1 protein-coding gene is annotated in these 423 nt (G+C 59.6%); it reads left to right on the forward strand.

Annotated features, from left to right (window positions below):
* Positions 1-91: 91 nt before the first annotated feature.
* Positions 92-423 (forward strand): LysR family transcriptional regulator (locus tag I6F21_RS38075; protein ID WP_225184427.1); only part of this gene is annotated, 332 nt, incomplete at its 3' end.

Genomic DNA, 423 nt, shown 5'->3' on the forward strand with positions numbered 1-423 from the left:
ATCCAAATTACTGCGCTGATGTGTGAATGGTACGCAGATTGGCTATAGTTGAGAGGCAAGGCTTTGATTCAATACATCAAAAATTCTGAACATGGCGCTATCGCTGGAATCTCTGGAAGTGCTGGATGCGATTGAACGCAAGGGCAGCTTTGCCGCCGCGGCGCACGAACTGGGCAAAGTGCCCTCGGCGCTCACTTATGTGGTGCGCAAGCTGGAAGACGATCTCGATGTGCTGCTGTTTGACCGACGCCGCCACCGTGCCGAACTCACGCCCGCCGGCCGCGCGCTGCTCGACGAAGGTCGCCACCTGCTGCAGGCCGCCGACGACCTCGCCCGCCGCGTCAAACGCCTCGCCACCGGTTGGGAAGCCACGTTGACCATCGTAGTCGACGATCTCGTGCACTTTCGCGCACTCATGCCCGT

It is taken from the genome of Bradyrhizobium sp. NBAIM03 (assembly GCF_020194055.1).
GTDB classification, from domain to species: Bacteria; Pseudomonadota; Alphaproteobacteria; order Rhizobiales; family Xanthobacteraceae; genus Bradyrhizobium; species Bradyrhizobium yuanmingense.